19 protein-coding genes are annotated in these 22,305 nt (G+C 66.8%); 16 read left to right on the plus strand and 3 right to left on the minus strand.

Features of this window, described 5'->3' with window-relative positions; genetic code table 11:
* The first annotated feature begins 24 nt into the window (after positions 1–24).
* The 16 genes from DSM100685_RS03760 (at position 25) to pyrE (ending at position 19,655) form a co-directional block, all read left to right on the plus strand.
* On the plus strand, positions 25–294 hold the full coding sequence (locus tag DSM100685_RS03760) for an AbrB/MazE/SpoVT family DNA-binding domain-containing protein (RefSeq protein WP_204314248.1): 270 nt from the start codon (positions 25–27) through the stop codon (positions 292–294).
* The gene (locus DSM100685_RS03765; protein ID WP_152350017.1) at positions 291–635 is read left to right on the plus strand and encodes a type II toxin-antitoxin system PemK/MazF family toxin; all 345 of its coding nucleotides are present in this window, start codon (positions 291–293) and stop codon (positions 633–635) included. Before DSM100685_RS03760 ends, DSM100685_RS03765 begins: the two co-directional genes overlap by 4 nt.
* Positions 636–1,048: 413 nt before the next feature.
* Positions 1,049–2,884 carry a DNA alkylation repair protein gene (locus DSM100685_RS03770; protein ID WP_152350018.1) on the plus strand — a complete coding sequence of 612 codons (1,836 nt, stop codon included), beginning with the start codon at positions 1,049–1,051 and terminating at the stop codon, positions 2,882–2,884.
* Positions 2,881–3,954: a DNA alkylation repair protein gene (locus tag DSM100685_RS03775; protein WP_152350019.1), complete on the plus strand. Its 1,074-nt coding sequence runs from the start codon at positions 2,881–2,883 to the stop codon at positions 3,952–3,954. Before DSM100685_RS03770 ends, DSM100685_RS03775 begins: the two co-directional genes overlap by 4 nt.
* Positions 3,955–4,414: 460 nt before the next feature.
* The gene (locus DSM100685_RS03780) at positions 4,415–5,605 is read left to right on the plus strand and encodes a tRNA (adenine-N1)-methyltransferase (protein WP_152350020.1); all 1,191 of its coding nucleotides are present in this window, start codon (positions 4,415–4,417) and stop codon (positions 5,603–5,605) included.
* Positions 5,606–5,631: 26 nt separating this feature from the next.
* Positions 5,632–6,189, plus strand: a complete 558-nt coding sequence (locus DSM100685_RS03785; RefSeq protein ID WP_152350021.1) for a SixA phosphatase family protein — start codon at positions 5,632–5,634, stop codon at positions 6,187–6,189.
* A 188-nt stretch (positions 6,190–6,377) separates the two neighbouring features.
* On the plus strand, positions 6,378–8,690 hold the full coding sequence (gene metE, locus DSM100685_RS03790; RefSeq protein ID WP_152350022.1) for a 5-methyltetrahydropteroyltriglutamate--homocysteine S-methyltransferase: 2,313 nt from the start codon (positions 6,378–6,380) through the stop codon (positions 8,688–8,690).
* A 157-nt stretch (positions 8,691–8,847) separates the two neighbouring features.
* Positions 8,848–9,690 (plus strand): methylenetetrahydrofolate reductase [NAD(P)H], encoded by an 843-nt coding sequence (metF, locus tag DSM100685_RS03795; protein WP_152350023.1) that lies wholly within the window; start codon positions 8,848–8,850, stop codon positions 9,688–9,690.
* 25 nt (positions 9,691–9,715) lie between these two features.
* Positions 9,716–12,898 carry a bifunctional [glutamine synthetase] adenylyltransferase/[glutamine synthetase]-adenylyl-L-tyrosine phosphorylase gene (locus DSM100685_RS03800; RefSeq protein ID WP_152350024.1) on the plus strand — a complete coding sequence of 1,061 codons (3,183 nt, stop codon included), beginning with the start codon at positions 9,716–9,718 and terminating at the stop codon, positions 12,896–12,898.
* A 135-nt stretch (positions 12,899–13,033) separates the two neighbouring features.
* Positions 13,034–14,020, plus strand: coding sequence for an aspartate carbamoyltransferase (gene pyrB / locus DSM100685_RS03805; RefSeq protein ID WP_152350025.1), 987 nt, complete (start codon positions 13,034–13,036; stop codon positions 14,018–14,020).
* Positions 14,020–14,439: an aspartate carbamoyltransferase regulatory subunit gene (locus DSM100685_RS03810; RefSeq protein ID WP_152350026.1), complete on the plus strand. Its 420-nt coding sequence runs from the start codon at positions 14,020–14,022 to the stop codon at positions 14,437–14,439. Before pyrB ends, DSM100685_RS03810 begins: the two co-directional genes overlap by 1 nt.
* A 9-nt stretch (positions 14,440–14,448) precedes the next feature.
* Positions 14,449–15,867, plus strand: a complete 1,419-nt coding sequence (locus tag DSM100685_RS03815; protein WP_152350027.1) for a dihydroorotase — start codon at positions 14,449–14,451, stop codon at positions 15,865–15,867.
* Between the two features lie 72 nt (positions 15,868–15,939).
* Complete coding sequence (gene pyrF, locus DSM100685_RS03820) at positions 15,940–16,908, plus strand: orotidine-5'-phosphate decarboxylase (RefSeq protein WP_152350028.1); 969 nt, start codon at positions 15,940–15,942, stop codon at positions 16,906–16,908.
* Between the two features lie 108 nt (positions 16,909–17,016).
* On the plus strand, positions 17,017–17,850 hold the full coding sequence (locus tag DSM100685_RS03825; protein ID WP_152350029.1) for a dihydroorotate dehydrogenase electron transfer subunit: 834 nt from the start codon (positions 17,017–17,019) through the stop codon (positions 17,848–17,850).
* Between the two features lie 4 nt (positions 17,851–17,854).
* A complete protein-coding gene (locus tag DSM100685_RS03830; protein WP_152350030.1) occupies positions 17,855–18,826 on the plus strand; it encodes a dihydroorotate dehydrogenase in 972 nt (323 codons plus the stop codon).
* Positions 18,827–18,959: 133 nt separating this feature from the next.
* A complete protein-coding gene (gene pyrE, locus DSM100685_RS03835; protein ID WP_152350031.1) occupies positions 18,960–19,655 on the plus strand; it encodes an orotate phosphoribosyltransferase in 696 nt (231 codons plus the stop codon).
* Between the two features lie 166 nt (positions 19,656–19,821).
* Here the strand turns inward: pyrE and DSM100685_RS03840 are convergent, their stop codons facing one another.
* The 3 genes from DSM100685_RS03840 to DSM100685_RS03850 all read right to left on the minus strand — a co-directional run bounded on the left by DSM100685_RS03840 (position 19,822) and on the right by DSM100685_RS03850 (position 22,171).
* Entirely contained in the window at positions 19,822–20,388 is a 567-nt protein-coding gene (locus DSM100685_RS03840; protein WP_152350032.1) for an NADPH-dependent FMN reductase, read from the minus strand.
* Between the two features lie 407 nt (positions 20,389–20,795).
* Positions 20,796–21,719: a LysR family transcriptional regulator gene (locus tag DSM100685_RS03845; RefSeq protein WP_152350033.1), complete on the minus strand. Its 924-nt coding sequence runs from the start codon at positions 21,717–21,719 to the stop codon at positions 20,796–20,798.
* 122 nt (positions 21,720–21,841) lie between these two features.
* Positions 21,842–22,171 (minus strand): TetR/AcrR family transcriptional regulator C-terminal domain-containing protein, encoded by a 330-nt coding sequence (locus tag DSM100685_RS03850; RefSeq protein WP_170284986.1) that lies wholly within the window; start codon positions 22,169–22,171, stop codon positions 21,842–21,844.
* Positions 22,172–22,305 lie beyond the last annotated feature (134 nt).

A 22,305-nucleotide genomic window follows, 5' to 3' on the forward strand; every position in this document is an offset into this window, starting at 1 on the left:
TTTATCCAATCGAGGAGGTCCGCCATGCAGATCACGGCTACCATCGCCAAATGGGGCAACAGCGCGGGAGTTCGCATTCCGCGCGATATCCGCGAGGCAATCGGCATCGAGGAAGGATCCACCGTCAGTATGGAAGTGCGCGACGGTTCGATCGTCCTCCGTCCCGTGCAAACCCCGGCAAGAAGAATCGGCCGGTATGCGCTGCCTGATCTTGACGCGTTATTCGCCCACTATGACGGCCCCCAACCCGCCGAGGACGGATTCGCCGGTCCCGTGGGCAAGGAGGAACTATGACCGGCAACGGGTACAGGCGCGGAGACGTGGTCGTCGCCGATTTGGATCCGGCCGCCGGGCATGAGCAGCGAAAACGGCGATACTTGCTGGTCGTCGGTAATGAACAATTCAACCGAACCTGCAATCTGACGTTGGTGTGCGCCATCACCTCCACGGACAACGGCTATCCGCTCCATATGGCGGTGCATCCCATATCCATGCGCGAGACGATCGAAGGGTTCGTGGAAGTGGAACAGCTTAAGGCCCTCGACCTTGCGGCCCGGAACGCGGAAGTCGTCGGATGGGTGCCGGGGGATGAAATGGATCGCGTCACCGGCATGATTCTTGCTTGTCTCGCCTGAGTCCCGACCGGATCCGGCTCATGCATCGGCATGGCCGCGTGCCCGAATGCGTCTCCATAAACGTTTCATATGAGAAGTTGCGAACGGCGCGCCGGCCGAAACCGAAAAACTACACGGATAAATCCGATTCGTGCGGTCGATTTCCGGGAGGCGCGGAGTAGCGGCCCTTGGAAATGGCGGAATGGCGGAGGCATCTACTCGGCATATGGGGAAAATCCACCACACAAATCGGAAATGCATTTCGGCGATGCAATAGGGGCGCGTTGCGCCGGTTGAAACAACGTAGCCGTGCATTGCAATGGCGTGGCGGAACGTCGGCGCAAACCAAATCCTCCGTGATGTACATGTATCCCGGAAGGCGTGCTCATGACGATTGACATTGCGCCCTGCTTCGCATGGGCTACGATCGAGCCATGAGCAGCGCACGCCCCTTCATGCAATATTCCGCGATCATCGAATGGTTCTACCAACAACGCGAAACCGTGTTGGGGGAGGCGACCCGGCGGTTCTTCGACGAGGTGGACACCGACGTCGATCCAACCCTGCCCACCGAGGAAGCGGACCATCTTCAGCGTTTGTTCCACGAATGGTTCCTGTTCGACTACCGGCTTGAGGACGGGCGGACGCCGCTCGAATTCGCCGCGGACGCCGACGGCGGACGGGCGCTGGGACTCACACGCAGCCAGCGAGACGATCTGGGCGAGGCCGCGCGGACGCAGGTCGTCGCCGTATTTTGGGTCGTCGGCGCCTCGGCAGCCACACATCTGGTGACTCTTGAGGACGCAGGCACCGGCGAACGCTATGAAGTGTACGACGTGGCGTCCAGCGGCCGGCTGGACGGATGCGACGACGGCATGATCGCCTGCCGGCTGGTGCATGTGCGCGACCACTGGTACATGGCGGGCAATCCCGTCATGGAATTTCCGCTCAAACCCACTGAGCGCATGAAACAGGTCATGCGGGAGAACGCCGGGCGGGAAATGCGGGATGCCAGCGAAGGCAAGGCCTCGCGATTCCTCGACCTGATTCGTCTGCACTATGGCCGGAAGCCGGGCCGGGGCGAAGACGCGGAAGGTGACGACTCGGCGCAGCTCGGCACATCCCAGCAGGTTTTCGAAGCGATGGACGAGCAGGCGCTCGCCGATTTCAAACGGAATCTGCGCGAGCGGTACAACGGCTATCGGAGCAAATATCCCGCGCTCCCCGAATGGTGGACGGTGTGGGACGCCGTTCATGACGAGGACGGCCGCACTTCGCCCATGGATATTTTCGGACGGTTGTTTGGTGGCGAGAACAACGGCGGAGAGAACGCCGGCGGCGGCAGCGGCGGGAATGGGCTGCCTTTTGCCGATGAGAAGGAATGCCGCGATTTCGTCGCGTTGTTCACCGATCTGTGGAACGTGCTGCCCCACAGGGTTCTGGACGGCATGAGCCCCAACGAGATGTTCGCCGGACGGCGGCGCATCGAAGCATACCGGCATGACCACGCCCATCCCCGGCCGTGGCTCGACCGGCTGGACATGATCGCCGACCCAACCGGCTACGGATTTGCATTCGACGCGTTCCCAAGGGTTCGGCCGTACGAGATTCTCGGCATAGAGCGCAGGGACTTGGAGGCTTTCGCCAAGGAACTCGCCGTGGGCAAGAGCACCGACTTCGCCCATATGCGCGACGAATTCCTCGGCGACCTACCGCACTTCTATTTCGAGGAGAACGCGCTGCACGCCATGCTCGTCGGCCTCGTGGCGAAGACTCCGGATGAGGCGATCTGCATGCTTGACGCGTTCCTGCCCCACGTGGACAACCGCAAGGTCTGCGAATGCCTGAAGGTGCCGGCGTTGCGCAAGGATCCTGCCGCCGCCTACCGCAAACTCGCCGAATGGATCGCCTCGGACCGTGTCTACACGGTGCGGTTCGCGATCCTCACGCTCATGCGGGACTTCAAAGGCGGCGACTTCACTCTGGAACAGGCCCGTCTCGTGGCGGGCGTGACGCTCGGCGATGACGCGTCGATCATTGACCCGGAGAACGACGTCAAGCTTGCCCGCGAATGGTATTTCGGCGTCAAGCTCGTGGAAAGCCCGGAAACGGTCATACCGCTGTTCGAGGAGCATGCGCTGCCGCGGGAGATCCACAACGCCGCGCTGCGCCGGGCAATCAAATCCAAGCGCGTCGACGAGGCTTTGCGAGGGAGACTGAGAGGATTGATCGTGCGAGAGGCGACTTCGGGCAGCGAGGCGACACGATGAACGCAAAACGCAAAGGAAGCCCGGCGGCCGCTCCGGAGGTTTCGGTGGATGCCAAGGGACGCGTCAAACGCAGTTTGGTCACCGCCGCGGCCGTGGAAGCGGATGGGCGGTTCGGTGCCAGCGCCGAACTGCAGCTGCTCATGATTCTGGCGCGTCAGGCCGGGCTGACGCAGGGGAATGACGACCTGTCAGAGGAGATCGACGCGCTGCGGCATTCCTTGGACGTGCGGCAGTCGAAGGCGATGTCTGCGCAGGCCATCCGCGAGGGGCTGGATGCGGAACTGAACGCCTACACTTCGGAGGAGGGCATGAAGCGCCACCCGTGGCTCGCCGACATGGAACTCATGCGGTTCGGCGATGGGCCGGACTTCATCGGCGACGTCAACCCAATGGAAGTCGACGACGAACGCCTGATGTACATCTCCCGGCAGGACCTCAGGGAACTGGCCGGGGAGTTTCTCAGGGAGGAGCCGGAATGGTGCGACATGCTGCTCGTCGACCTGCCGCATTTCTTCGTGGAGGAGGACGGGCTGCATGCGATGGTCATCTCGAAGCGCGCCAAGACGGCCTCGAAGGCGCTCGAATATTTGGATGATTTCCTGCCTCATGTGATCGATGCGCAGACCTGCGACGCATTGCGCTTTCCGGCGCTCAAACGCGATCCGGCATCGGCGTTGCCGCGACTGCGCGTGTGGACGGAAAGCGATGAGCCATACACCGTGCGCTTCGCGATCATGACGCTGCTCAGGGATTTCTCCGGGGAACTGTTCGATCCCGCACATCTGGCATGGGTCGCGTCAGTGGGCGAATGCCTCGGGCCGAGGAAAAGGCGCTTTCCGACGCATCACCGGTATCGGGTGCGCAGCGCCGTCAAACGGTATTTCACCCATCAGCTGGTGCATCACTACGACGATGCGGTGGAATGGTTCGACTCCGCGGAGACTGCCGAGGACGGCGATACGGCGGTTTTGCCGGCGGATCTTCACAATGACATTCTGTCCGCCGCGGCGGCATCGAAGCTGATCCCCGATGAACGCAGGACCGAATTGCGCGGGCTGAAGGTCGGCTGACGGGTCGACGAATGCCGTTGGCAGAGATTGGCGGAGATGGCTCACGGCAAGTACTTGGCTTTCCGAGGGCGGATCATACGGTTTGCGGATATCTACTTGCCCTTCCGAGGGCATGTCCGCGGCGCGCATGGCGGCATGCGGGGCCGGAATGACGCGGAATGCAGTGTCCGGCAGCCCCACGGCACGGCATCGCGGTGCCCTAGGAAGGGCAGGTAGATGTCCGCAGCGAGGGAAATCTGCCCTAGGAAGGGCAAGAACCTGTGGCATACCTTGCTTTGCAAAGTCTACGGGGATCCGCATATGCAAAGCGGGGGTCATTGGCTGAACAGGACAGACCTATTGCCGTTTTCACGGTCCAAATGCAACCCGGATGGTAGACTGCATCCGTTTGAATGACGCTTTGAAGAGCATTTTGGACGGCACGGCGCAGCGGATGCGCGGAAAGGACATCGGGACGGGCATGCGACGCGGACCACTCACGGCGGGCGAGAAGGTGCAGTTCACCGACCGCAAGGGCAAGATGATCACCGACCAGCTGATGCCGGGCGGCAGCACGCAGACCGAGCACGGGCTGATCCTGCACGACGAGGTGATCGGCGCCACGGAGGGCATCGTGGTGACGACCGTGCACGCCAAGCGCGACGCCCAAGTCAACGCCGCGCACCCGGAGCGGGACGCGAACAAGCCGTGGAAGTCGGCGCGCGCGATCGGCGGCTGGGACTACGCGGTCATGCGCCCGAGGCTCGCCGACTATGTGCTGTCCATGCCGCGCGGCGCGCAGATCATGTACCCCAAGGACATCGCGCAGGTGCTTTCGCTCGGCGACATCCGCCGCGGCATGCGCGTGCTCGAATCGGGCGCCGGGTCGGGCGCGATGAGCCTGCATCTGCTGGACGCGGTGGGGGAGTCCGGCAACCTCACGACCATCGAGCTGCGCCCGCAGTTCGCGCACGTGGCCGAGGCGAACGCCACCGTGTACTTCGGCGGGAAGCCCGCGTGGTGGGACCTCAAAACCGGCGACTTCGACTCGGTGGCGGCCACCCTGCCGGAGCACTGGTTCGACCGGATCATGCTCGACATGCTCGACCCGTGGAACCGCCTCGAACAGGCGCATCGGGTGATCGCGCCCGGCGGCGTGCTCGTGGCGTACGTGACCACCACCACGCAGCTGAGCCGCCTCGCCGAGGCGCTGCGCGACTCCGGGCAGTGGACCGAGCCGCAGGTGAGCGAGACGCTGGAGCGCACGTGGAAGGTGCAGGGCCTCGCCGTGCGCCCCGACCACACCATGGTGGGGCACACCGGCTTCCTGCTCGTCTCGCGCGCGATGGCGGACGGCGTGGAGCCGCTGCGCAAGCGCGACCGCGCCACCAAGGACACGTACACGGACGTGGACGCCGAATCCGCCGAGGCGCGCGACCTCGCCGAGCTCGAACTGCGCGACATCTCCGACCGCAAGCTCGGCAAGGTGATCCGCGACCTCGACCGTCAGGTGGCGGCGGTGCGGTCCTCCGCATCCAATGGCGCGACCGGCGACGCGGCCAATGGCGTGGGCGGTGCGCCCGACGCGGCCATGCCCGCCGTGGACGCGCAACGCCCGGATGATGGCGCCGGCGCGACGGCCCCGGACTCCGCGGCTACACTGGAAGGGTAAAAATTCCAGCAGGGGGAGCCGCAGCCATGGGCGTCAATTTCAAGAAGCTCGCCAAGAAGATCGACGGGTCGAAGCACATCCTCATCATGATGCGCCACGCGAAGGCCGAGTCGTTCAGCGCGCAGGGGGACCGCGACCGCGAGCTCACGGACAAGGGCCTCAAGCAGGCGAAGATCGTGGGCCGCGGATTGACGGAGCTGGGGCTCGTGCCCGACCGCATCGCCGTGTCCGGGGCGACGCGCGCCCAGCAGACGCTCGAACGCATGCTCAAGCTCTTCGGCGACAAGCCCAGCGTGGACAACCGCCAAAGCCTGTACGACGGGGGCGTGCAGGCGGTGCTCGACGAGCTGACCCACACGCCGGACAAGGCGCGCGTGCTCATGATCCTCGGCCACGAGCCGACCATGTCCGTCAGCTGCCAGTGGCTCGCCTCCTCGGACTCCGACCCGGAGCGTCTCGACCTGCTCACGCTCGGCATGTCCACCGCGGGCGTGGCGATCTTCGGCTCGGACAAGCCGTTCAACCAGTGGCAGGTGCACTCCGGCACGCTGCTCGCCGTGCTCAACGTGAAGGACTTCGACTGACGGACCGGCGGGCCGGCAGGCCAACGGACTCGACGGTTCGGCGAACTCCTCCGCCGCGCGGACGGGCGAAGTGGCGGGGGTGGCGCTATAAGCCGCGCTTATACCGACATGCAAAAACGCCTGATGTCCTCCCGCGCCCGCTTTCGTGGTAGGTTAGCCGGGTCAAGACTGTTCGTTCAGGAGGAAGCATGTCCGTTCTCACCTCGGTTTCCGGGTTCCCGCGCATCGGCCAGAACCGTGAACTGAAGAAGATCATCGAAGGCTATTGGAAGGGCGCCAACGACATCGACGCCGTGCGCGCCACCGCCAAGGAGCTGCGCGCCAAGCACTGGAAGCTGCAGCAGGACGCCGGCATCGACCTGATCCCGAGCAACGACTTCAGCTACTACGACCAGATGCTCGACACCGCCATCCTGCTCAACGTCATCCCGCAGCGCTACCAGCGCCTCGGCCTCGACGAGGAGGGCACGCTGTTCGCCATGGCCCGCGGCTACCAGGGTGAGGCCGGCGACGTGACCGCCCTGCCGATGAAGAAGTGGTTCACCACGAACTACCACTACCTCGTGCCGGAGGTGGACGCCGCCACCGAGATCAAGCTCAACTCCACCAAGGCGTTCGACGAGTACGCCGAGGCCAAGGCGCTGGGCGTCGACACCAAGCCCGTGTTCATCGGCCCGTACACGTTCCTCAAGCTCGCCCGCAACTCCGAGGCGCAGGAGCTCGAGCTCGACAAGGGCCTCGTGCAGGCCGTCGCCGGCGTGTACGCGCAGGTGCTCGCCAAGTTCGCCGCGCTGGGCGCCGCGTGGGCGCAGTTCGACGAGCCTTACCTGGTGCTCGACAAGGAGCCGGGCGACGTGGAGCTCTTCAAGAGCCTGTACGCCAAGATCCTGCCGGCCCGCGAGTCCGACGGCAAGCGCGTCAAGCTGCTGCTCAACACCTACTTCGGCCACATCGCCGACGTGTACGAGACCGTCAACCTGCTCGGCTTCGACGGCGTGGGCCTCGACCTCAACGAGGGCCGCGAGGAGAACCTCGCCGCCGTGGAGCGCTTCGGCGTGGGCGAGGCGACCACCATCTTCGCCGGCGTGGTCAACGGCCGCAACATCTGGCGCAACAACTACGCGGTGAGTCTGGGCCTGATCGACGCGCTCAGGCAGAAGACCGCCAACGTGGCCGTCGCCACCGCCAGCTCCCTGCTCCACGTGCCGTTCAGCACCGAGGGCGAGACCGGCATCGACGCGGACAAGCTCAAGCACTTCGCGTTCGCCGTCGAGAAGCTCGGCGAGCTCAAGGAGATCGCCACGCTGGCCGGCGAGGACGAGGCAGCGCTCAAGTCCGACGCCGCCCTGGCCGCCAACCAGGCCCTGTTCGACGGCACCCGCACCCCCGCGGACCCGGCAGTCGCCAAGCGCATCGCCGACCTCACCGACGCGGACTTCACCCGCCTGCCCGCCCGCGCCGAGCGCCAGAAGCTCCAGCGCGAGGCCCTCGGCCTGCCGCTGCTGCCCACCACCACCATTGGATCCTTCCCGCAGACCCGCGAGATCCGCGCCGAGCGCGCCAAGCTGCGCAAGGGCGAGATCACCAAGGAAGCGTACGACGAGTTCATCAAGGCGCAGATCGACGCGTGCATCAGGCACCAGGAGGAGATCGGCCTCGACGTGCTGGTCCACGGCGAGTTCGAGCGCAACGACATGGTCGAGTACTTCGGCCAGAACCTCAACGGCTTCCTGTTCACCAAGAACGCGTGGGTCCAGTCCTACGGCACCCGCTGCGTGAAGCCCCCGATCGTGTGGGGCGACGTCTCCCGCGCCAAGCCGATCACCGTCGAGTGGTCCGCCTACGCGCAGTCGAAGACCAAGCACGTGATGAAGGGCATGCTCACCGGCCCGGTCACCATCCTCAACTGGTCCTGGCCGCGCGAGGACATCACCCACGAGCAGCAGACCCAGCAGCTGGCCCTCGCCATCCGCGACGAGGTGCTCGACCTCGAGGCCGCCGGCATCAAGGTCATCCAGATCGACGAGGCCGCCCTGCGCGAGAAGCTGCCGCTGCGCAAGTCCGACTGGCACGTCAAGTACCTCGACTGGGCCGTCCCGGCGTTCCGTCTGGTGCACTCCGCCGTCAAGCCGACCACGCAGATCCACACGCACATGTGCTACTCGGAGTTCAACGACATCATCCGCGACATCGACGCGATGGACGCCGACGTGATCTCCTTCGAGGCCTCCCGCGGCGATCTGGTGGTGCTCGACGCCATCCACGACGCGCACTTCGAGACCGAGGCCGGCCCCGGCGTGTACGACATCCACTCGCCGCGCATCCCGAGCGAGCAGGAGATCGAGGACCGCATCTACGAGATCCTCAAGAAGATGGACGTCGAGAAGGTCTGGATCAACCCCGACTGCGGCCTGAAGACCCGCGGCGACGCCGAGACCTGGCCGAGCCTCGAGCACCTCGTGGCCGCCGCCAAGGCCGTGCGCGCCAAGCTCGCCAAGTAGTCCCGCCTTCTTCTCACAGCGTCCCGCCCGCACAGCCGTTGCGGGCGGGACGCGAGCCCGAGCCGAAGGATCCCGCGCGAAACCCGAGGATCCTTCGGCTCGTTTCATGCAGCAGCACCGCGGCAACACCGCGAAGGAACGTCGAAGGAACGCCACCATGACCACGCCCATGTTCTCCCTGGAAGTCTTCCCCCCGAAGCGCAACGCGCCCGTCGGCACCATCTACGACACGCTCGACGGCCTCGAGGACCTGAAGCCCGACTTCATCTCCGTCACCTACGGCCACGGCACCGCCGCCGACCGCACGGCCACCGCGCGCATCGCGCACACCATCCGTTCCGAGTACGGCATCCCCACCGTCGCGCACCTGACGGCCCTGTACTCCGACCACGAGGTGATCGACCGGGCGCTCGAGATGTTCGACGAGGCCGGCGTCGAGGCCGTGCTCGCCCTGCGCGGCGACGAACTGCCCGGGGCGCGCGTCGGCGTGTTCCCGCACGCGAGCGACCTCGTGGCCTACATCCGCGAAAAGCGCCCGGAGCTCAAGATCTTCGGCGCCTGCTACCCGGAGGGCCACTACGAGTCGAAGTCACTGGACGAGGACATCGCCAACCTCAAGACCAAGGTGGACGCGGGCGCCAGCCACCTGATCTCCCAGCTGTTCTACGACAACGACGACTTCTACCGCTTCCTCGACAAGGCCCGCGCCGCCGGCATCGACGTGCCGATCGAGGCGGGCATCATGCCGGTGCGCGGCGCCAAGTCCGTGCGCCGCATGGCCGAGCGCAACGCCTCGCGCATCCCCGCGCGCCTCGCCGCCCTGCTCGACAAGTGGGCCGACAACCCGGAGGCCCTGCGCGCCGCCGGCATCAACTACGCGTCCGAGCAGATCACCGACCTCGTGGCCCACGGCGTGGACGGCATCCACCTGTACACCATGAACCACCCGGCCGGGACCCGCCGCATCTGGCACAATGTGGGACCGCTGTTCACCCGCTGAGACGTTTTCAGGTACATTGGAGCCTATGCCACAAATCCACGAAGGCGCGGTCAGCGCGCGCGAACTCATCCATGCCGGTCTGCTTGATCTGGACGAGGCGAAACGCCAATTCGCACAGCTCGCCGAAGCGGGCATGGAACCCGCACGGCTCGCCGTGGTGCTGAGCGCCCTCGAACGCGCGTGCGACCCGGACGTGGCCCTGCGCAACCTCAGGAGCGTGGTGGACGCGCTGCCCAGCCGCCGCACCACGCTCGCCGAGCTGGCCCCCACGGAAACCGACCTGCGCCGGCTCATCGCGGTGCTCGGCGCCTCCGACGAAATGGGCAAGCTCATGCGCATCCGCCCGGCCCTCGTGGCCGCCGCGGCCTCCGACCCGTGCCAGAGCAACCGGCTCACCGCGGCCCAGCGGCGGGCGAGCGTGCTCAAGGCGATCGGCGCCGACCCCGATGCCCAGACGCCGGTGGCCGGCCTCGACCTCGCGGACGCCACCACGGAGCTGCGCCGCGCCTACCGCCGCCACCTCGCCGCGATCATGGCCGCCGACGCCACCGCCGATGATCCTTTATACATCCAGCCGGCCATCAGCCGCATGCTCTCCGACCTCGCGGACGCGGCGCTCGAAGGCGCCCTCGCCATCGCCCGGCGCGAAGTGGCCGACGCCGAACACGTGCGCTTCGCCATCATCGGCATGGGCAAGCTCGGCGCGCAGGAGCTCAACTATGTCTCCGACGTGGACCTGATCTACGTGGTCGAGCCGGCGGACGCGGACTGCGACCACCAGAAGCTCATCCGCGTGGGCACCAAGATGGGAACGCTGCTGCAGCGCGTGTGCCAGTCGGTCATCATGGGCTGCGCGGAGCCGACCCTGTGGCAGATCGACGGCGGGCTGCGCCCCGAGGGCAAGGACGGCCCGCTGGTGCGCACGCTCGACTCGCACAAGGGCTACTACGAGCACTGGGCGGAGAACTGGGAGTTCCAGGCCCTGCTCAAGGCCCGCCCGGTGGCCGGCGACCCGGCGCTCGGCAAGGCGTACTACGACATGACCCGCCCGTTCGTCTGGTCCGCCTCCCAGCGCAAGAACTTCGTGTACGACTGCCAGCAGATGCGCAAGCGCGTGGAGGACCTCATCCCCGCGCCCCTGAAGGACCGCGAGATCAAGCTCGGCCGCGGCGGGCTGCGGGACGTGGAGTTCACCGTGCAGATGCTCCAGCTCGTCCACGGCCGCACCGACGAGGCGCTGCGCACCGCGTCCACGCTCGAATCCCTGCAGGCCCTCTCCGACGGCGGCTACGTCTCGCGCAAGCAGGCCGCCAAGCTCTCGCACGACTACCGTTTCGAGCGCGTGCTCGAACACCGCCAGCAGATGTGGGCCCTGAAGCGCACCCACCTGTTCCCGGACCTCGGCGCCGGCAGCACGGGCGGCATCGAGCGCAAGCGGCAGATCGACGCGGAGGCGCTGCAGAGCAACGCCGAGATGCGCCGGCTCTCCCGCGCGCTCAAGCTGCACCCCGAGGAGCTGGTGGAGCGGTTCGACGCGATCCGCCGCGAGGTGCGCCACCTGCATCAGGACATCTACTTCCGTCCCATGCTGCCGATCAGCGCTCAGCTCGACCCCGACGAGATCGCGCTGAGCACCGCCGCCGCCAAGACGCGCTTCGCGTCCATCGGGTTCGCCGACCCGGACGCCGCCATGCGCCACGTGGAGGCCCTGACCAGCGGCGTGTCCCGCGCGGCCAAGATCAACCGCATCATCCTGCCCGCCGTGCTCGAATGGCTCGGCAACGGCCAGAACCCGGACATGGGCCTGCTGGGCTGGCGCAAGCTCGAGGAGAAGTTCGGTACCGAAAGCGAGTACCTCGGCTTCCTGCGCGACTCGCCGTCCGCCGCCCAGCGCCTGTGCCACGTGCTGTCCAACTCGCGCTATCTGAGCGACGCGCTGACCAAGTCCGTCGAGTCGGTCACGTGGCTCGGCAACGACGAGGCGCTGGCCGCGCGCGGGCGCGAAAGCCTCGACGTGCAGTGCCGCGCCACGCTGGAGCGCAACACGGGGTCCATGAACGACTTCGCCACGTCCATCCGGGCCATGCGCCGGCACGAGATCGAGCGCATCGGACTGGGCTGGATGAACGGGCTCATCGACGACGCGGCCAGCCTGACGGCCATGACCGAGGTGTACGACGCGATCATCCAGTCGGCGCTCGACTGGTCCGTGAACCACCAGCTCGCCGAACGCGGCCTCGACTCGGCCCCCGCGGCGATCGCCGTGATCGGCATGGGGCGCTACGGCGGGGGAGAGGTCAACTTCAGCTCCGACGCCGATGCGATCCTCGTCTACCGGCCGCAGGGCGGCGCCGAGGATGCCGACGCGGGCGCGTTCGCCAAGGCCGTGGTGGACGACATGCGCCAGATCCTGTCCGGCCCGACCACCGTGGAGGCCAAGATCGAACTCGATCTGGACCTGCGCCCCGAAGGCAAGAACGGGCCGATCGTGCGCTCGTACGCCTCGTGCCGCGAGTACTACGCCTCGTGGGCGAGCACGTGGGAGCACCAGGCCCTGCTGCGCGCCCGGTTCGCCGCCGGCGACGAGGGCCTCGGCCGCGACTTCCTCACCGAGATCGCCGACCCGCTGCGCTACTCGACCGAACTGCTCACCGCCGCCCAGCTCGCGGACATCCGCAAGCTCAAGGCGCGCATGGAGGCCGAGCGCCTGCCGCGCGGCGTGCGCCGGGACCGCCATCTCAAGCTCGGCAAGGGCGGGCTGTCCGACGTGGAGTGGACCGTGCAGCTGCTCCAGCTGCGCCACGCGGGCGAGCACGCCGAACTGCGCGTGAACGGCACGCTCGAGGCGCTGGGCCACCTGGTGCGCCTCGGGTTCATCGACCAGGGCGACGCCAAGATCCTTGAAACCGCGTGGCGCATGTGCACCGCCGCGCGCAACGGCAACTACCTGTGGAACGGCCGTGCCAACCAGGCCGACGTGCTGCCCGACGATATGTACTCCCTCGGCGGCATCGCCGTGTATCTGGGGCACAGCGCGCACCGCGGACAGCAGTTCGACAACGAGCTCATGGGCGCCATGCGCAAGTGCCGCGAAGTGGTCGAACGCCTGTTCTACGGCCTGAGCAAGACCAAGCCGGCCGAGCCGAAGACCCCGCCGCGCGTACTCTCGGTGCGCCCGGGGCGGCGGTACTCCCGCTTCGCGCGGTAGCGGCCTTCGCCACCCGCCGTCCGTCTTTCCCGACCCGAACGGCGGGTGAACACGGCATGTCTTGCAAGTAGCGTACCCTTGACAAGGTCACATCAACGTGGCCACCTTGTGAACAACACAACTGAAAGGTGAGCCGTGTCAGAACAACCTGAGGTCCCGCTCAAGGGGCGCAGTCTGGTCACTCTTGACGACATTTCTACCCATCAGATCGAAGAGCTGCTTCATAAGGCCGCGTACATCGATTCGCATCGCCGCGAAGTCGCCCACACGTGCGACGGCCGCGTGCTGGCCACGCTGTTCTACGAGCCGTCCACCCGCACGCGCCTGAGCTTCGAGACCGCCATGCTGCGCCTCGGCGGCAGCGTGATCGGATTCGCCGGCGCCCAGCTGAGCTCCGTGTCCAAGGGCGAGTCGATCGCGGACACGCTCAAGACCGTGTCCAACTACGTGGACATCGTCGCCATGCGCCACCCGAAGGAGGGCGCCGCGCTGGTCGCCTCCCGCGCCGCGAGCGTGCCGGTCATCAACGCCGGCGACGGCGGTCACATGCACCCCACGCAGACGCTCGCCGACCTCGCCACGCTCATGTCCCGCTTCGGGCGCATCACCAACCTCACCGTCGGCCTGTGCGGCGACCTCACCTTCGGCCGCACGGTCCACTCGCTCATCGAGACGCTGTGCCGCTTCGGCAACGTGAACTTCGTGCTCATCAGCCCCGACGAGCTCAAGACCCCGCAGTACGTGATCGACCGCATCAAGGCCACGCCGAGCTGCTCCTACGTGGAGGTCAAGGACCTCGCCGCCGTGATCGGCGACCTCGACGTGCTGTACATGACCCGCGTGCAGCAGGAGCGCTTCTTCAACGAGGACGACTACCTGCGCCTGCGCGACACCTACATCCTCGACGAGGAGAAGCTCTCCCACGCCAAGCCGGACATGGCCGTGCTCCACCCGCTGCCGCGCATCAACGAGATCGCCGTCGAGGTGGACAACGACCCGCGCGCCGCCTACTTCGAGCAGGTGAAGAACGGCATGCTCATGCGTATGGCGCTCGAAAGCTCGCTGCTCGGCGACGAGCTGCCCGGATACGTCCCGCTTCAGCCCAAGGAGGTTCAGGCCTGATGGAAGTCACCAGCATCCAGAACGGCATCATCATCGACCACGTGCCCGCCGGCACGGCCCTGAAGGTGCTCAAGTACCTCGACGTCGACCCGGCCACCACCAAGCTGGCGCTCATCATGAACACCGACAGCCGCCTGTACGGCTCCAAGGACATCATCAAGATCGAGGACGCCACCGACGTGAACCTGGACGTGCTCGGCTTCGTGGCCCGACAGGCCACCGTGGACGTGGTGCGCGGCGGCAAGATCGTGGAGAAGATCAAGCCCAACCTGCCCGAGCACATGGTCAACGTGATCAGCTGCGTCAACCCTCGCTGCGTCACCAAAACCGAGCGCGGCATCGACCAGATGTTCCACCTCGCCCACACCGCCAAGCAGGAGTACCGCTGCGACTACTGCGACGAGGAAGCCAAACTGTAAGGAGCCCGCATGCCCACGCTGCGCAACATCAAGGTCTGGAACACCGACGAGGTCATCGACCTCGCGATCCCCGGCCCCGACGGCGAACCGGACGGCGACGCCGGGATCGACGCCACGGGCCTGACGGTGGCCCCCGGGTTCGCCGACCCGCACGTGCACTTCCGCGACCCCGGCCAGACCTACAAGGAGTCCATGGCCTCCGGTTGCGCGGCGGCCGCCTCCGGCGGATACACCAACGTGCTCATCATGCCCAACACCGTGCCCGCGATGGACGGCGAACCGGTCGAGGCCGGGAAGCCGGGCGCCGACGAGGTACTCGGCGCCGGCTACGGCACGGTCATCGACTACCTGCAGCACTACGGCGAGGCGCACGGCGTGGACCTGCCCGTGCGCTACGACCTGTGCGTGTGCGCCTCGAAGGGGCGCGCCGGCCACGAGGCCACCGAGCTGGATCGCTGGTGGCGCTACATGCCCGGCGTGGACGACGATTCCAAGGACGCCGCGCAACTCGCGCACCCGGTCACCGCGATCAGCGACGACGGCTCGGCCGTCACCCCGGAGACGCTCGACGCCGTGTTCGCGCTGGCCAAGGCGTCCGGCCTGCCCCTGATCGAGCACTGCGAGCACCACGACACGGGCGCGGTCAACGAGGGGCCGGTCTCCCGCAAGCTCGGCGTGCCCGGCATCCCCGAGGACACGGAGCTGAAGATCGTGGCGCGCGACATCGCCAAGGCACGCGAAACCGGCGTGTACGTGCACTTCCAGCACGTGAGCACCGCCATCAGCTTCGACGCGATCCGCAAGGCCAAGGCCGAGGGCCTGCCGATCACCTGCGAGACCGCGCCGCACTACCTCGCGCTGAGCGACGAGGCGCTGCTCGAATACGGCACGCTCGCCAAGATGAACCCGCCGCTGAGGAGCGAGGCGGACCGGCTCGCCACCATCGAGGCGATCGCCGACGGCACGGTGGACATGATCGCCACCGACCACGCGCCGCACACCCTCGAGGAGAAGGCCCTCGGGTTCCTCGAGGCGCCCAACGGCATCGTCGGCCTCGAATGCGCGTACGGCGTGTGCCACAAGGTGCTCGTGGACGGCGGGCACATCTCCGACGCGCGCCTGATCGAGCTCATGTCCGTGGCGCCCGAACGGCTCATGGGGCACGAGGCCACTGACGTGGCCGCGCTCGTGGAGGCGTTCTCCGAGCCCGCGCCGAACGAGGGGAGCAACCGCCTGCTCGACCTCGCCAAGGTGGACGACCCGGAGAGCGTGGACCTCGTGGTGCTCGGCACCGACCAGGCGTGGACCGTGGACCCGGAGCGGTTCCGGTCGAAGGCGCGCAACACCCCGTTCGGCGGCTGGAAGGTCACCGGCCGTCCGCTCGCCACGGTCATCGGCTCCAGACTGGCGTTCAGCCGGCTCGGCTAGCGCGCTCCGCAACACGTTTCATTTTCGCAACACGTTTCATTTGCAGACAGGATACGAGGAAAGGAATCCGTGATGGACCGTCTGATCGACGCGATCAACGCCAAGCAGAACCCGAGCGTCGTGGGCCTCGACCCGACCGAGGCGCTCGTCCCGCCGCAGGTGGTGGCCTCCTTCGCCGACGAGGTGCGCGACGAGGTCGAATCCGCCGAGGAGGTGCCGGCCGCCCAGCTCGCCGTCGCCTTCTACGAGTTCAACCGCGCGATCATCGACGCCGTCGCGGACATCGTGCCGGCCGTCAAGCCGCAGATCGCCATGTACGAGGCGCTCGGCACCAACGGCGTGGACGTGTACGCCATGACCTGCGAGTACGCGGCCGAGCGGGGCCTGTACGTGCTCGGCGACGTCAAGCGCGGCGACATCGGCTCCACGGCCGCCGCCTACGCCCACCACCTGAGCGGCGTGGCCGGCCCGGACGGCGCCTCCTACGACCCGTGGCACGAGGACGCCGTCACCGTGAACCCGTACCTCGGCACCGACGGCATCACGCCGTTCGTCGAGGCCGCCGCCGCGGCTGACAAGGACATCTTCGCGCTCGTGCGCACGTCCAACCCGTCCTCCAGCGAGCTGCAGGAGCTCGAACTGGCCTCCGGCGGCAGGGTGTACGAGCACGTGGCCGACCTCGTGGAGCGCTGGGGCGAGGCGACGGTGGGGGAGCGCGGCTACTCGCGCGTCGGCGCGGTCGTGGGCGCCACCCACCCCGAGGAGGGGAAGGCCCTGCGCGCGCGCATGCCGCACACGTTCTTCCTCGTGCCCGGCTACGGCGCCCAGGGCGGCACCGCGGCGGACGTGGCCGGCATGTTCGACGCCGAGGGATCCGGCGCGATCGTCAACTCGTCGCGCGGCATCATCGGCGCATGGAGGAAGTCCGGCAGGTACAGCGAGTCGATGGGCGCGGACGAGGCGCTCGACCTCGTCGCCGAATCGGCGCGCGAGGCGGCGATCGACATGCGCGACAACCTGCGCGTGGCCGTCTACCGCTGAGCCGCCCCGTTCCAAAGCCCCGCGAGCGCTTCCGGGAATCCGACGCCTCCGGGAACGCGAGACTTAGAAGACCACACCGCGAGACACCAGACCACAGAGAGAAGCATCATGACAACCTTCACCCCAACCGCCCCGGCCGCACCGGCGACCGACATCGTGGCGCAGGCCGTGGCCGCCGGGTTCTTCCCGCCGCGCCACCCGGTCGAAGTGACCGGGGTCGCCGAGCTGACGGCCGGCGTCGTGCGCCTCACGTTCCGCGACCCGTACATCGCCGCGCACGCCAAGGCCGCCCAGTTCGTCGACGTGTTCAGCCCCGACCCGCTGAAGCCCATGCCGCGCCCGTTCGGCGTGAGCGAGGTGGAGGGCGACGAGGTGAGCGTGATCTTCGCCGTCATCGGCAAGGGCACCGCCGATCTGGCGGAGCTCGTCCCCGGCGACATGATCGACGTGATGGGCCCGCTCGGCCGCCCGTTCAACGTCAAGGAGCCCGCCCACTACGTGCTCGTCGGCGGCGGCCTCGGCGTGCCCCCGCTCATCCGCACCGCGCAGCAGCTCGCCGACCGCGACGACGTGACCTGCACCGCGGTGTTCGGCTACCGCAACGAGCGCTTCGCCGACCGGATCGTGGGCCGCTACGCGGACACCACGCTGTCCATCAGCGACGCGGAGGGCAACGTGGTCACGCTGCTCGACCGCCACGAGGAGGCGCTGCTCGGCTCCGCCGGCAAGGTGACGATCCTCGCGTGCGGCCCGCTGCCCATGATGAAGGCCGTCGCCCACTGGGCCGCCGAACGCGGGCTCGCGTGCCAGCTGAGCATGGAGCAGCACATGGGATGTGGCTACGGCACCTGCGTGCTGTGCACCGTGGACACCGTGGACGGGCGCCTCAAGGTCTGCTCCGACGGACCGGTGTTCACCCGCGAACGACTGGGATGGGAGTGAGACGATGGCGAACGTGACCTCGACGGCGACCATGGAGAAGCCGGCGATCAACCTGTACGAAGAACACGAGTGGAAGCACCCGACCGTGGTGGCGGGCGTCAAGTGGAAGAACCCGGTCGGCACCGCGTCCGGCACCTTCCAGTACGCGGCCGTCCGCTGGTTCTACGACGTCTCCCAGCTCGGCGCGGTGTGCACCAAGGGCGTCTCGCCCGTGCCGTGGGAGGGCAATCCCGGCGTGCGCACGGCCGAGGGCCCGGCGAGCAACGTCAACGCCGTCGGACTGCAGAACCCCGGCGTGGACCACTACCTCGTGGACGACCTGCCCAAGCTCAAGGAGATCGGCGCGAACGTCATCTCCAACGTGGCCGGCCACAGCGACGACGACTACGCCGAGGTGGTGGAGAAGCTCGCCGACTCCCCGGCGGACATGCTTGAGATCAACGTGAGCTGTCCCAACGTGAGCCACGGCGGCATGAGCGTGGGCGCCGACCCGGACGCCCTGTACCGCCTCATCTCGCGCCTGCGGGAACTGACGGACAAGCCCATGATCGTCAAGCTCACCCCGAACGTCACCGACATCACCCTGCCCGCCCGCGCGGCCGTGGAGGCGGGCGCCGACGCGCTGAGCCTCATCAACACGATCGTCGGCATGCGCATCAACACGCGCACCGGCAAGCCGATCATCGACCACGTGACCGGCGGCGTGTCCGGCCCGGCCGTGCTGCCCATCGGCCTCGCCCGCGTGTGGCAGGTGCGCACCGCGCTGCCCGACGTGCCGATCATCGGACTGGGCGGCATCGACTCGGGCGAGAAGGCGCTCGAATACCTGTACGCCGGCGCCAACGCCGTGGAGGTGGGCGCCGCCGCGCTGTTCGACCCCGTCGCCCCGCTGCGCGTGGCCCGCGAGCTCGACGACCTGCTCGACGACCGCCCGGAGCTCGCCGCCAAGCTCGCCGAAGGCAAGACCTGGCGCTGACGGCTTCGTTCCGCGCGCCGGACGCCGGTTTCGGACGCCGATGCCGCAGCGTGCGGCTTTGAACCGGTCCTGAACCCGCGGCATTGAACCCGCGGCTTTGAACTTTGAACCCTTTGAACAAGGAGAACACCACATGACCACCACCCTCGACCACCGCTTCACCGAATTCCTGCTCGACGCGCAGGCCCTCAAGTTCGGCGAGTTCACGCTGAAGTCCGGCCGCAAGTCGCCGTACTTCATCAACGCCGGCGCGTTCAACGACGGCCGCAAGATCGCCACGCTCGGCGCGTTCTACGCTGAGAAGATCGTCGCGGAGATCAACGCCGGCAACCTGCCCGCGGACATCGACACCGTGTTCGGCCCGGCCTACAAGGGCATCCCGCTGGCCGTGTCCACCGCGATCGCTCTGACGAGCGCCCACGGCATGGAGATCGGCTACACGTTCGACCGCAAGGAGAAGAAGGACCACGGCGACGGCGGCATGATGGTCGGCACGCAGCTCAAGGACGGCATGAAGGTGCTGCTCGTGGACGACGTGATGACCGCCGGCACCGCCGTGCGCGAGGTCATCCCCAAGCTCAAGGCCGAGGCGGACGTCGAGGTGGCCGGTCTGGTGCTCTCCGTGGACCGCATGGAGAAGACGAAGGACTCCGACGTGTCCGCCGTCAAGGCCGTCGAGGCCGAGTTCGGCTTCCCGGTGTTCGCCATCGCCAACGTGCGCGAGATCTTCGAGGCGGGCCAGCGCATCGCAACCGCGTCCGGCGAGCCCTACGTGACCTCGGACATCAAAGCCGCGGCCGACGCGTACCTCGCGCAGTACGGGGCGTGACAGTTCCGTCATCCTGCGCGGGGCGCAGACCGGGCATCCACGCGCAAAGGCAATGCCCGACCCGAACCATAGGGCCCCGCGACCAATACAAATAAGTGCCTCTGTAGGCGGATATCGGATCCGCCTACAGAGGCACTTATTTATTGAAAATCAGGCTGGTTCGGGCTCAGTCGGCGAGGGCCTTGAGCAGGTCGGCGGCCTGCTTGGCGAGGGCCTGCTTGGTCTCCTCGGAGAAGGTGTTCACGCCGGTGGTGAACGCCTCGGGGGCGAGGGAGGCGCCGGTGCCCTCACCGTCGACCAGCGTGTTCTTGGTGAAGTCGAAGCTGAACAGCTCGGCGAGCTTGGAGCGCACGCCCTTGCCGGCGGACTGGCCGGCGATGGAGGCGAGGGCCACGGTCTTGCCGCTCAGCGCGGTCGGGCCGCCGAAGTCGTAGTCCTTGAGCGGGCGGGACAGCCAGTCGAGCAGGTTCTTGAGCACGCCCGGGTAGCTGTAGTTGTATTCGGGGGAGAAGATCCAGATGGCGTCGGCGTCCACGACCTCCTGACGCACGCGGGTCACCGCGGCCGGGGTCGGGTACTCGTCGTCCTGGTCGAACAGCGGGACGTCCGCGTAGTCGAGGTAGGAGACCTCGGCGCCGGCGGCCTTGAGGTCCTCGGCGGCGAACTCGGAGAGCTCCTTGTTGAAGGACTTGTCGCGCAGGGAACCGACGATGAACAGAATCTTCTTGGCCATGATTGCTTCCTTTACCGTGATGTCGTTGTCTTGCTTGTTGTGCTTGCCGTGAGGCAAACCTTCCACAAAGAAACATATCATGCTGAGATATTGCGACACGACGGGTACGCCCGTAGCGGATATCGGAATAAGTTATGACGGGTTGTGGCGCGTGTTTGGACTGCGGGGCGCATGACTACGTTGTCGAGTTGCGAACTATGCACCTTGGCCGACGGTCCTTTGACATAAATCCGATTTGTGCGGTTGTTTTTCGGGATTTGCCGGATAGCCTTCCCGTCATTCCGGCGAAATCACGGGAAGGCTATCCGGTGGGCGGCGGAAATCGACCGCACAAATCGGATTTGCGGACGTAGTTTTTCGGATTCGCGCTGAATTGAAACCGAACTAGTGCCGAATCCGTCCCGCTCTCAGTCGATCAGCGTGTACCCGTGGTCCGACACGACGGACTTGAGCTTGCCGAGGTAGGTCTCCGCCGCGGCGGACAGCTTGGCGCGCTCGTTGGTGATCCAGCCCACGAGCATGGTCTCGTCCGACTCGAGCGGGACGGTGACGATCTTCTCGTTGTTGAGGTCGCCGTTGTCGATGCCGGTGCACACGGTGTAGCCGTTGAGGCCGATGATGAAGTTGAGGATGGTGGCGCGGTCGGTCACGTTGATCTGCTTGGGGGAGTAGTCGGGCCAGACCGCCTCCTCGTAGAAGTAGAAGCTGCCCTCCTCGCCCTGCTCGTACTGGATGAACGGGTAGGGCTTGAGGTCCTCCATGGTGATGCGCTTCTTGGAGGCGAGCGGGTTGGTGCGCGCGAGGAACACGTGCAGCGGGGCGCGGAACAGCGGGTGGAACGAGAGGTGCTTCTCCCTGAGGAGCTTGCCGATGACGTCCTTGTTGAAGTCCGACAGGTAGATGATGCCGAGGTCGGACTGCATGTTGGCGGTCTGGTTGATGATGTCGCGCGTGCGGGTCTCGCGGATGGTGAACTCGTACTCGTCGGACTTGATGGAGTTGATCATCTCCACGAACGCCTCGACGGCGAACATGTAGTGCTGCGTGGAGACGGTGCACAGCTGCTTGCGCGGCTTGGCGTGCTTGTAGCGCTCCTCGAGCAGGTCGGCCTGGTCGAGCACCTGGCGGGCGTAGGTGAGGAATTCGGCGCCGTCCACCGTCAGCGCGATGCCCTGGGAGTGGCGGGTGAAGATCTCGATGCCGAGCTCGTTCTCGAGTTCCTTCACGGAGGAGCTCAGCGCCGGCTGGGAGACGTAGAGTTCGTGCGAGGCCTCGTTCATGGAGCCGCATTCGACGATCTTGACGATGTAGCGCAGTTGCAGAAGTGTCATAAATTCCGTTTATACCACCGACCATGGCCGCGGCGCCGGGTTATATCGACTGGCGGTCACGGCCGTGGACGGGGCGGGGCCGCCATGGTCGGGCCGGGACGGACGGACCATGGCGGACGGGATCACCGCATGAGGGCCATGGGGCTCATGCGTTTGCTGGCCTCGATGTACTTGGTGATCTCCTCCGGCGACTCCTTGAAGCCGCGGCGCACCCACATCCAGATGAGCGATGTGATGCCGGAGACCACGATCTCGCCGCTGTACTCCAGCGGGATGCCGCCGAGCGAGGGACGGATGCCCATGGCCTGCGCGCGCTCCTCGATGAGCTTCTTGAGCGTCTCCTTGGTCTCGTTGTACATCTGCATGTTCTGGCCGCTCTGCGAGACCGCGTCGAAGAAGGCGGCGTCGGCGCGGATGTAGAGCAGGGCCTGCCACGTGGCTCGCGGGGTTATCTCGTCAAGAACGCTGGCGCGCTGGCGCGCCCCCGCGGGGGCGTCGCCGCATGCGGAGGCCCCGCGGGGGGGCTGTGCCTGTCTCTTTTACCCACCTCATGCCTCCGCAGCCCCTCCTATGCTCGCTCGCCACG

This window comes from Bifidobacterium avesanii, from assembly GCF_009299475.1.
Lineage (GTDB): Bacteria > Actinomycetota > Actinomycetes > Actinomycetales > Bifidobacteriaceae > Bifidobacterium > Bifidobacterium avesanii.

Excerpts from the sequence above, each read along its gene's own strand:
- DSM100685_RS03775 (WP_152350019.1), top strand. The coding sequence starts at position 2,881 with ATGAACGCAAAACGCAAAGGAAGCCCGGCGGCCGCTCCGGAGGTTTCG.
- DSM100685_RS03810 (WP_152350026.1), top strand. The coding sequence starts at position 14,020 with ATGGAAGTCACCAGCATCCAGAACGGCATCATCATCGACCACGTGCCC.
- DSM100685_RS03825 (WP_152350029.1), top strand. The coding sequence starts at position 17,017 with ATGACAACCTTCACCCCAACCGCCCCGGCCGCACCGGCGACCGACATC.
- DSM100685_RS03845 (WP_152350033.1), bottom strand. The coding sequence starts at position 21,719 with ATGACACTTCTGCAACTGCGCTACATCGTCAAGATCGTCGAATGCGGC.
- metF (WP_152350023.1), top strand. The coding sequence starts at position 8,848 with ATGACCACGCCCATGTTCTCCCTGGAAGTCTTCCCCCCGAAGCGCAAC.
- DSM100685_RS03830 (WP_152350030.1), top strand. The coding sequence starts at position 17,855 with ATGGCGAACGTGACCTCGACGGCGACCATGGAGAAGCCGGCGATCAAC.
- DSM100685_RS03770 (WP_152350018.1), top strand. The coding sequence starts at position 1,049 with ATGAGCAGCGCACGCCCCTTCATGCAATATTCCGCGATCATCGAATGG.
- DSM100685_RS03760 (WP_204314248.1), top strand. The coding sequence starts at position 25 with ATGCAGATCACGGCTACCATCGCCAAATGGGGCAACAGCGCGGGAGTT.
- DSM100685_RS03815 (WP_152350027.1), top strand. The coding sequence starts at position 14,449 with ATGCCCACGCTGCGCAACATCAAGGTCTGGAACACCGACGAGGTCATC.
- pyrF (WP_152350028.1), top strand. The coding sequence starts at position 15,940 with ATGGACCGTCTGATCGACGCGATCAACGCCAAGCAGAACCCGAGCGTC.
- DSM100685_RS03840 (WP_152350032.1), bottom strand. The coding sequence starts at position 20,388 with ATGGCCAAGAAGATTCTGTTCATCGTCGGTTCCCTGCGCGACAAGTCC.
- DSM100685_RS03800 (WP_152350024.1), top strand. The coding sequence starts at position 9,716 with ATGCCACAAATCCACGAAGGCGCGGTCAGCGCGCGCGAACTCATCCAT.
- DSM100685_RS03785 (WP_152350021.1), top strand. The coding sequence starts at position 5,632 with ATGGGCGTCAATTTCAAGAAGCTCGCCAAGAAGATCGACGGGTCGAAG.
- DSM100685_RS03780 (WP_152350020.1), top strand. The coding sequence starts at position 4,415 with ATGCGACGCGGACCACTCACGGCGGGCGAGAAGGTGCAGTTCACCGAC.
- DSM100685_RS03765 (WP_152350017.1), top strand. The coding sequence starts at position 291 with ATGACCGGCAACGGGTACAGGCGCGGAGACGTGGTCGTCGCCGATTTG.
- pyrE (WP_152350031.1), top strand. The coding sequence starts at position 18,960 with ATGACCACCACCCTCGACCACCGCTTCACCGAATTCCTGCTCGACGCG.
- metE (WP_152350022.1), top strand. The coding sequence starts at position 6,378 with ATGTCCGTTCTCACCTCGGTTTCCGGGTTCCCGCGCATCGGCCAGAAC.